The sequence below is a fragment of the Mesorhizobium sp. M7A.F.Ca.CA.001.04.2.1 genome, from assembly GCF_003998485.1.
In the GTDB taxonomy this organism is placed as follows: Bacteria; Pseudomonadota; Alphaproteobacteria; order Rhizobiales; family Rhizobiaceae; genus Mesorhizobium; species Mesorhizobium ciceri.
Window position 1 is genome coordinate 1 of record NZ_RZQT01000206.1, and the last position, 7,631, is coordinate 7,631.

A 7,631-nucleotide genomic window follows, 5' to 3' on the forward strand; every position below is an offset into this window, starting at 1 on the left:
GATCAGCCCCAACAAGCCAACGATGACGCCGCCGATGACGGGGCGCAGCGACGCATCGATCGACAGCCTGGCGAAACCGCGCTCGATCAATGTCACCAGATGCATGATGGCGATCGAGGCGGCGCCGCCGAGCAGCCCGAGCAGCAGGAACGGCACATACTGGCTGGCGGTGAGCGCCGGCAGACCCGAAAGCTCGAGCGGGAACGGCACCCCGCCGAACATTTCGGCGGTCAGCGAGGCTGAGATCGCGGCGGTCATGACAGGCGCGACATTGGCGACCGAGTAGATGCCGATGACCAATTCGAAGCCGTAGAAGGCGCCGGTCAGCGGTGCATCGAAGGCAGCGGCGATGGCGCCGGCCGCACCACAGCCGACCAGGATACGGACATCGTTGCGGCGCAGCCTGAAGATGCCCGCCAGCCGCGATGCCAGCCCGGAGCCAACCTGCGTGTAGCCGGCTTCCAGCCCGACCGAGGCGCCAAAACCGCTGGAGATCATCGTCTGGCCGGCGATGATGAAGGTGTCGGTCAGCGACATGCGCCCGCCATAGAGCGCATTGGCTTCGATCGGGTCGATCGGTGTGCGGAATTTCCGTATCCTGAGCCAGACCACCGTCAGCCCCAGCAGCATGCCGCCGATCGCCGGTATCAGCGCCTGCATCGGATTGGCGAGCGAAAACATGCCGGAAAGCCGGCCGCCTGGCTGAACGCCGAACAGCAGCCCGTGCAGGTCCTGCACGATCTGGCTCATCGCCGTGACCAATATGCCAGCCATGACGCCTACGACACCGGCGAGGATGACCACCACGATGCCGCGCGCCTCGAGCAGGGGCAACGACCTGATCAGCACCGCGCGCAGCCGGCGGGCGTAGACTTCGCTGTGGTTTCTGGAAAGCACCGGGGCGGCTCGCCGATATCAAAAGGCAGTGGAAAACCAGCCTGATACGCCCGGCAGCACGGCATGGCAACCACAATGCCGACAGACACCATGTTGGCGACAGCGCGATATCGATCGCCGATGGACAGTTCAGGTCGGCATGGGCTCGCCGGCTTCATAGAGCACGAGGTTGCGCTCGCCTATGCCAAGCGCCGGCCAGCTCGCACGCCAGTCCGCAATGTGCGGCGAGGCGAAATGCGCGTCGAGTGCCGCCCTGTCGCTCCAGACTTCCGTGACCCGGATGAGCCCGGCATCGAAAACATCCTGCGCATAGGAATATTGGATGCAGCCGGACTCGGCGCGGCTGCCGGAAACCATGCGCTCCATTGCGGGCTTGGCTTCCTCAAATTTGTTTGGCGGCAAGCGGATGGTGCCGATGATCAGAAGCATGGGGTTTGCCTTCTTTACGAGGCCGGCCGACACGGCGACCTGCGCATGATCGTTGGAACTAGCCAGTCTCCCACCCTCGCGCAAGCTTGGCGGGCTACCCTCACAGGGCTGTCGCGCGCTCGGCAGTCTATGGGGTTTGAGGACGATATGGCGATCAGCGAAAGCATTCAGCCCGGCGCGGTGGCCAAGAACGGCCGCGACGTCTTCTTCGCCATCGGCATCGTCATCATCCTGGCCGTCCTGTTCCTGCCGATTCCGGCCTTTCTCATCGACATCGGCCTCGCCTTCTCGATCGCGCTTTCGGTGCTGATCCTGATGGTGGCGCTGTGGATCCAGCGGCCGCTCGATTTTTCGTCTTTTCCAACCGTTCTGCTCATCGCCACCATGCTCAGGCTGTCGCTCAACATCGCCACCACGCGCATGATTCTGGCGCATGGCAATGAGGGCACGCATGCGGCCGGCTATGTCATCGCCGGCTTCTCCAAGCTGGTGATGGCCAGCGACTTCGTCATCGGCCTCATCGTTTTCATGATCCTGATCGTGGTGAACTTCATCGTCATCACCAAGGGCGCCACGCGTATCGCCGAAGTCGGCGCGCGCTTCACCCTCGATGCCATCCCCGGCAAGCAGATGTCGATCGACGCCGACCTCTCCGCCGGCATGATCGACGACAAGACCGCGCAGCTGCGCCGCCGTGAACTGGAAGAAGAAAGCTCCTTCTTCGGCTCGATGGACGGCGCCTCGAAGTTCGTGCGCGGCGACGCCATCGCCGGCCTCATCATCACCGCCATCAACATCGTCGGTGGCATCGCCATCGGCTACATCAGGCACGGCATGGGCATGGGCGAAGCCGCCGACGTGTTCATCAAGCTGTCGGTCGGCGACGGCCTCGTCACCCAGATCCCGGCCCTGATCGTGTCGCTCGCCGCCGGCCTGCTCGTCTCCAAGGGCGGCACCCGCGGCTCGACCAACCAGGCCGTGTTCGGCCAGCTCGGCGCCCATCCGCGCGCCCTCTATGTCGCGGCATCTCTGCTGGTGCTGCTCGGCCTGATGCCTGGCCTGCCGCTGTTCCCGTTCTTTGCGCTCGCCGCCGGCATGGCCGGCCTCGGCTACGTCATCCCGATGCGCGCCAACCGTGTCCTCGCCGAAGCCGAGGCGATCAAGGACCAGGAAAAGGCGACCAAGGTCGAGGAGGAGAAGAACTCGGTCAAGGCCTCGCTCGCCACCGCCGAGATCGAGCTTTTGATCGGCAAGCAGCTGTCGACAAGGCTGCTGACGTCGCATCAGGAACTGGTTTTCCGCATGGGCAAGATGCGCAAGAAATTCGCCACCCAGTACGGCTTCGTCGTGCCGGAAGTGCGTGTCGCCGACGATTTCGCCATCCCGCCGAAAAGCTACCAGATCAAGGTGCACGGCACCGTGGTCGCCGAATACCAGATGCGGGTCGGCGAGATCATGGTGCTGCTCGGCAATCGCGACGTGCCCGAAATACCTGGCGAGGAGATCCGCGAGCCGGCCTTCGGCATGCGCGCCTATTCCGTCATGGAAACCTTCGCCGAGGATCTGAAGCGCGAGAACTACACCTTCGCCGACAACATGTCGGTGCTGCTCACCCATCTCTCGGAAGTCATCCGCAACAACCTGCCGCAGCTTCTGTCCTACAAGGACATGAAGGCGCTGCTGGAGCGCCAGGACCAGGAATACCGCAAGCTCGCCGATGAGATCTGCACCACGCACATCTCCTATCCCGGCCTGCAGGCGGTGCTGAAGCTGCTGCTCGCCGAGCGCGTCTCGATCCGCAACCTGCACCTGATCATCGAGGCGATCGCCGAGATCGCGCCGCATGTGCGCCGCACCGAGCAGATCGTCGAGCATGTCCGCATCCGCATGGCCCAGCAGATCTGCGGCGACCTGTCCGAGGGCGGCGTGCTGAAGGTGCTTCGCCTCGGCAACCGCTGGGACCTCGCCTTCCACCAGAGCCTCAAGCGCGACGCCAAGGGCGAGGTGCGCGAGTTCGACATCGACCCGCGCCAGCTCGAGGAGTTCGGCCAGGACGCCACCAAGGCGATCAAGAAATATCTGGAAGCCGGCGAACGTTTCGTCCTCGTCACCGCGCCCGACGCCCGCCCCTATGTGCGCATGATCATCGAGCGGCTGTTCACCACGCTGCCGGTGCTCAGCCACGTCGAAATCGCCAAGGGCGTCGAGATCAGGGTGCTCGGAACCATATCGTGAGCGTGCTGTCGCAAGGCGTCGTCATCGCGGCGTTCCTCGCCTTCTGCCGCATCGGCGCCTGTTTCATGCTGATGCCGGGCCTGTCCAGCGCCCGCGTCCCGGTCCAGGTCAGGTTGTTCGTGGCGGTCGCCGCCACCGGCGGCCTGCTCGCCTTCCTGTGGGACAAGATCTTTCCTTTCGTCGACCCGCGCCCGCAGATCCTGGTGCCGATGATCATCTCGGAACTTCTGGTCGGCGGCCTGATCGGCGCCATGACCAGGCTCTACATGGAAGCCCTGCGCTTCATGGGTTCGGCCATCGCCATGCTGGTCGGTTATGGCGGCACCGGCGGACCGGCGATCGAGGAGCCCGAACCCCAGGCAGCCCTTGCCGCGATCATCTCGTTCTCGGCGCTGTTGATGCTGTTCGTGTTCGATTTCGACCACGAGATAATACGCGCGCTGGTTTCCTCCTACACGGTCGCGCCGGTCAACATCTTCTTCAACCCGCAGGCAGCCCTCGTCGATGTCACCGACACGGTGTCGGACACCTTCTTCCTGGTCATCCGCCTCGGCAGCCCGTTCGTCGCCTATGCCATTCTCGTCAATCTGACGATCGGCTTCGTCAACAAGCTGACCCCGCAGATCCCGATCTATTTCATCTCCCAGCCCTTCATCATCGCCGGCGGCATGATCATCTTCTATTTCGCCGTCGGCACCATGCTGTCGCTGTTCGTCGACGGCTTCGTCGACCTGACGCTGGCGAGATGACCATGAGCACGCGCAAGGACCGCCTCAAGAAACTGGTCAAGGTGCAGGAACAGTTGAAGGCGCTGCACGAAACCCGCCACGCCACCTTCCTTGCCGCGGCCAGTGCCGCCGAGGCTGAAGCCAGGGAACTGGTCGGCCATTTCGACCAGCCCGATTCGCTTTCCGCCCTGTTCCCCGATCTCTACCACCGCCGCATCGCCCAAGCGGTCGTGCGCCAGGAGGCGAACCTGGCAAGCGCGAAGCAAGAAGCCGGCCTCATCGCCGCCGCGACCGCCCGCACCAACATGGTTGAGCGTGCCTACAAGGACGTGCGCAACCGCGACGAGCGCGAACGCTCCGACCGCGAGCGGCTCGACATCATCGCGCAGAAGCAGGGCGAGGAGTAAGCTGAGGGTGTTCCGCTATGGGCCAACGGTGAGCGTCATTTACCAGGTTGCGAATGGCGGCAATCTCGGTCTTAGGGGCGGGCATGGTGGCTTCCTGAGAGCGGACATTGCAGGCTGCACATCGAGGTCCTGCCGCGCCATGACCAGTCGATGCTTCGGTCTGGAAGCAGCCGTTGAGCAGACGTTCATTGCACGGCGGCGGCTGCGGTGAAGATGTAGCCAACGCCATAGACGACCTTGATCGGCGCGGGCAAGCTGATGTGCTCCTCCAGTTTGCGGCGTAGCCGGCTGACGACTGCGTCGAGATGCCTGTTGTCGAAGTTCGACCTGGGACGGGCGACAAGCTCCACCAGATCCTCGCGCTGGCAGATTTCGCCGCTACGGTTGCAGAGCACGTTCATGAAGGCGAACTCGGCCGCCGTCAGTTTAAGCGAACGGTGATTGGGCGCGATCAGCATCCAGTTCGTGCCGTCCAGCACCCACCGATCGCTGCTGCCGTTGGCAGAGTCGGGCGGGGCTCCCGTCCGTCGCAGCAGGCTGCGAATTGCGGCGTCGATCTCGCGCAGCGTGCTGTGCTTGACCAGGTAGATGTCGGCGCCGCTCTCAAAGCCACGGATACGGTCGTCGCTGTCACCGAGCGCCGTCAGCATGATGATGCCGCAGGCATGTGATTTGCGGATTTCGGTTGCCAGATCGAACCCGTTCCCATCGGGCAGCCCGACATCGAGGATGATGACAGCGGGCGAGCTGCCGTTGGCCAGCGTCTGGCGCAATTCCCCTGCCGTGGCGACGCCTTCGGCCGTGAAGCCCGTCAGTTCCAGGAAATCCGCCAGATCCTTGCGCAGCCGGGGCTCGTCCTCGACGATCAGAATATGCGTCATGCGGTCAGTTCCTCGGGCGAAAGTCGATCCGTTGCCTCGCCTGCCAGAGGCAGGCTGACGATGGACGTAATGCCCTGGTCGTCGTTGGCGAGCAACTGCAGCTTGCCGCCGTGATAGGCCAGCAATTTGCGCGAAGAATAGAGGCCGAGACCGGTTCCGGTTCCCGCCATCGTATTGGAGGCCCGGAAAAAGCGCCTGCCGATCTTGTGAAGCTCGGCCTGTGGAATGCCGATGCCACGGTCACGCACCCGAATGACCGCACTTCGACCTTCGCTGCGCACATCGATATCCACTGGCTGGTCCTCCGACGAATATTTGAGCGCATTGTCGATGAGGTTGATCAGGACGGTCGCCAGCATCTCGGGATCGGCGACAAGCGAAACGGCGTCGTCATCCGCCGTAAAGATCAGGCGCTCGCCGCGCCCGGTCATCCCGAAATGCAGCCGCACATCGGCAATAAGCAAACCGACGCGTATCATCTCCGGCTGAAACCCGCTGTCGCGATCATTGGCCATGAAGCGGTCGATCAGGGAAAACAGGCGATCGAGCGCCTCGCCAATGCCGGCAATCCGTTCTCGTGTCGCTTCGGGCGACTTGTGGCCGACAAGGCCGATCATGTCGGCCGCGTTGCGGATGATGGCGAGCGGGGTGCGAAACTCGTGGCTGACGACGCGCATGAAGTCCGCCTGCTCGTCGCGAAGCACACGTTCGGCCGCCAGGCTCGCGTTCAACCGGCTTTCCAGCCGTCGTCGTTCCCGTACCTCCCGCGACAAGGCGATATTTTTCTCCAGCAGCGCAGAGGACAGCCGCGAACTGACCATGAACAGCAGGCAGCCGAAAAAGGCGATCAGGAACAGCGCGCCCTGCAGCAGATACCAAGCGTTGCGGTCGGCCAGAACCGAGGCGCCTTGAAAATCGACCGGCAGCCGGTATTCGATGATGCTCTGGAGAACGCTAGCCGCGATATACTCGGCAAGCACACCGATCGTGATCCAGCGCAGGAGGGTTGGTTGCGTCCGGTCCCGCATCAGCCCAAGACACATCACCGACATCATCACGACCGTAAAGAAGGTCGATGCGTGAATGCGTATAGCAATGTCGCCCGGATCCATCGCGAGGGCGGCACTCCATGCGACAATTTGGAAAATCAGCAGTGAAATGCTGATCCAGGTATAGCGTGGCTGTCCCAGAAAGCGCGCCAGACCCTCGGCCAGCAACACCAGGCCTAGCTTGATGATCGTGTTGTGGAGCACGATGGCCCAGGCCGCCGGCTGCTCCCCACGCAGGAGAATCAGCAGCACCCCCGCCGCGATAGCGACGAAGCCGGCCGCAAGAAACTTCAACTCATAGAGGCGGCGCCACGCCAGCCACACAAACAACCAGGTGACGGCCTGCAGGCTTGCGGTTGCAAACGTAACAACCAGAACGGTCTTCAGATCAAGCATGGTCGAGTATTCGCACGGGGTTCCCCTGCCGCACCCCCCGATGCGCCAAATGTTGAATCTCGCAGGAGTTGTGCGGGGAGGCAAGCGCGATCCGCCCGTGCAAGAATTGGTCAGAATTCAATAGAATTGATCGGTGGAATTGTCGGGAGAGGACGTTTTATCATCGGCCGCGATCGTCTTGGTGGTTTCGCCGGGCGGATTGTGAGGAAGCAGTCGGGCGATGTGCGTGGCGGACGCACGCGACCCGACGCAGCGGCAAGCGATGATTTTCGCGGGACGCTCGGCGATCGGGCCGGCCGCGGAATCGTTGCTTGCGGCACACGGGGGGAATTCCATGACAATTCGCGATCGTCGCTCGCTCATACGCCCGCTTGTACTTTTGTGCTCCACGGCGCTCGCGGGGTCGTTGCTGCTGCCAGTCATCCTGACGGCGCCGGCGCATGCACAGGCTCTTTATGGTGCGACCGGAGGCAGGGGCGGTGATGGTGACGTAGACAGCAACGGCGGCGATGGTGGCGATGCAGGTGACGCCGGCGTCGCGGGCAACGGTCCGGATGCAGGAACCGGTGGGGCGGCCGGCACGCAGGCCATTCCAGACGGTGGAAATGG

7 protein-coding genes and 1 pseudogene are annotated in these 7,631 nt (G+C 63.2%); 4 read left to right on the plus strand and 4 right to left on the minus strand.

All coding sequences use genetic code 11. The features are described 5' to 3' along the window. Together EN955_RS32805 and EN955_RS32810 are read right to left on the minus strand one after the other, a co-directional pair. On the minus strand, window positions 1–897 hold an 897-nt coding region (locus EN955_RS32805; RefSeq protein WP_164769947.1), incomplete at its 3' end, for a chloride channel protein. 129 nt (window positions 898–1,026) lie between these two features. Beyond that, window positions 1,027–1,326 (minus strand): putative quinol monooxygenase, encoded by a 300-nt coding sequence (locus EN955_RS32810; RefSeq protein ID WP_024502703.1) that lies wholly within the window; start codon window positions 1,324–1,326, stop codon window positions 1,027–1,029. Window positions 1,327–1,473: 147 nt separating this feature from the next. Between EN955_RS32810 and flhA the strand changes: the two genes are divergently transcribed. The 3 genes from flhA to EN955_RS32825 are packed head-to-tail and all read left to right on the plus strand — an operon-like array spanning window position 1,474 to window position 4,696. Beyond that, window positions 1,474–3,561 carry a flagellar biosynthesis protein FlhA gene (flhA, locus tag EN955_RS32815; RefSeq protein WP_024502704.1) on the plus strand — a complete coding sequence of 696 codons (2,088 nt, stop codon included), beginning with the start codon at window positions 1,474–1,476 and terminating at the stop codon, window positions 3,559–3,561. After that, entirely contained in the window at window positions 3,558–4,310 is a 753-nt protein-coding gene (gene fliR / locus EN955_RS32820) for a flagellar biosynthetic protein FliR (RefSeq protein ID WP_013529768.1), read from the plus strand. Before flhA ends, fliR begins: the two co-directional genes overlap by 4 nt. A 2-nt stretch (window positions 4,311–4,312) precedes the next feature. Then, entirely contained in the window at window positions 4,313–4,696 is a 384-nt protein-coding gene (locus EN955_RS32825; RefSeq protein ID WP_013529767.1) for a hypothetical protein, read from the plus strand. A 185-nt stretch (window positions 4,697–4,881) separates the two neighbouring features. Here EN955_RS32825 and EN955_RS32830 read toward each other — a convergent pair whose 3' ends face one another. Together EN955_RS32830 and EN955_RS32835 are read right to left on the minus strand one after the other, a co-directional pair. Then, complete coding sequence (locus tag EN955_RS32830) at window positions 4,882–5,577, minus strand: response regulator transcription factor (RefSeq protein ID WP_013529766.1); 696 nt, start codon at window positions 5,575–5,577, stop codon at window positions 4,882–4,884. Further along, a complete protein-coding gene (locus tag EN955_RS32835) occupies window positions 5,574–7,022 on the minus strand; it encodes a HAMP domain-containing sensor histidine kinase (RefSeq protein ID WP_013529765.1) in 1,449 nt (482 codons plus the stop codon). Before EN955_RS32835 ends, EN955_RS32830 begins: the two co-directional genes overlap by 4 nt. 334 nt (window positions 7,023–7,356) lie before the next feature. On the opposite strand from EN955_RS32835, the pseudogene EN955_RS35195 reads away from it, so the two are divergent. After that, window positions 7,357–7,631 (plus strand): annotated as a pseudogene (locus tag EN955_RS35195) (hypothetical protein); the annotation flags it as partial.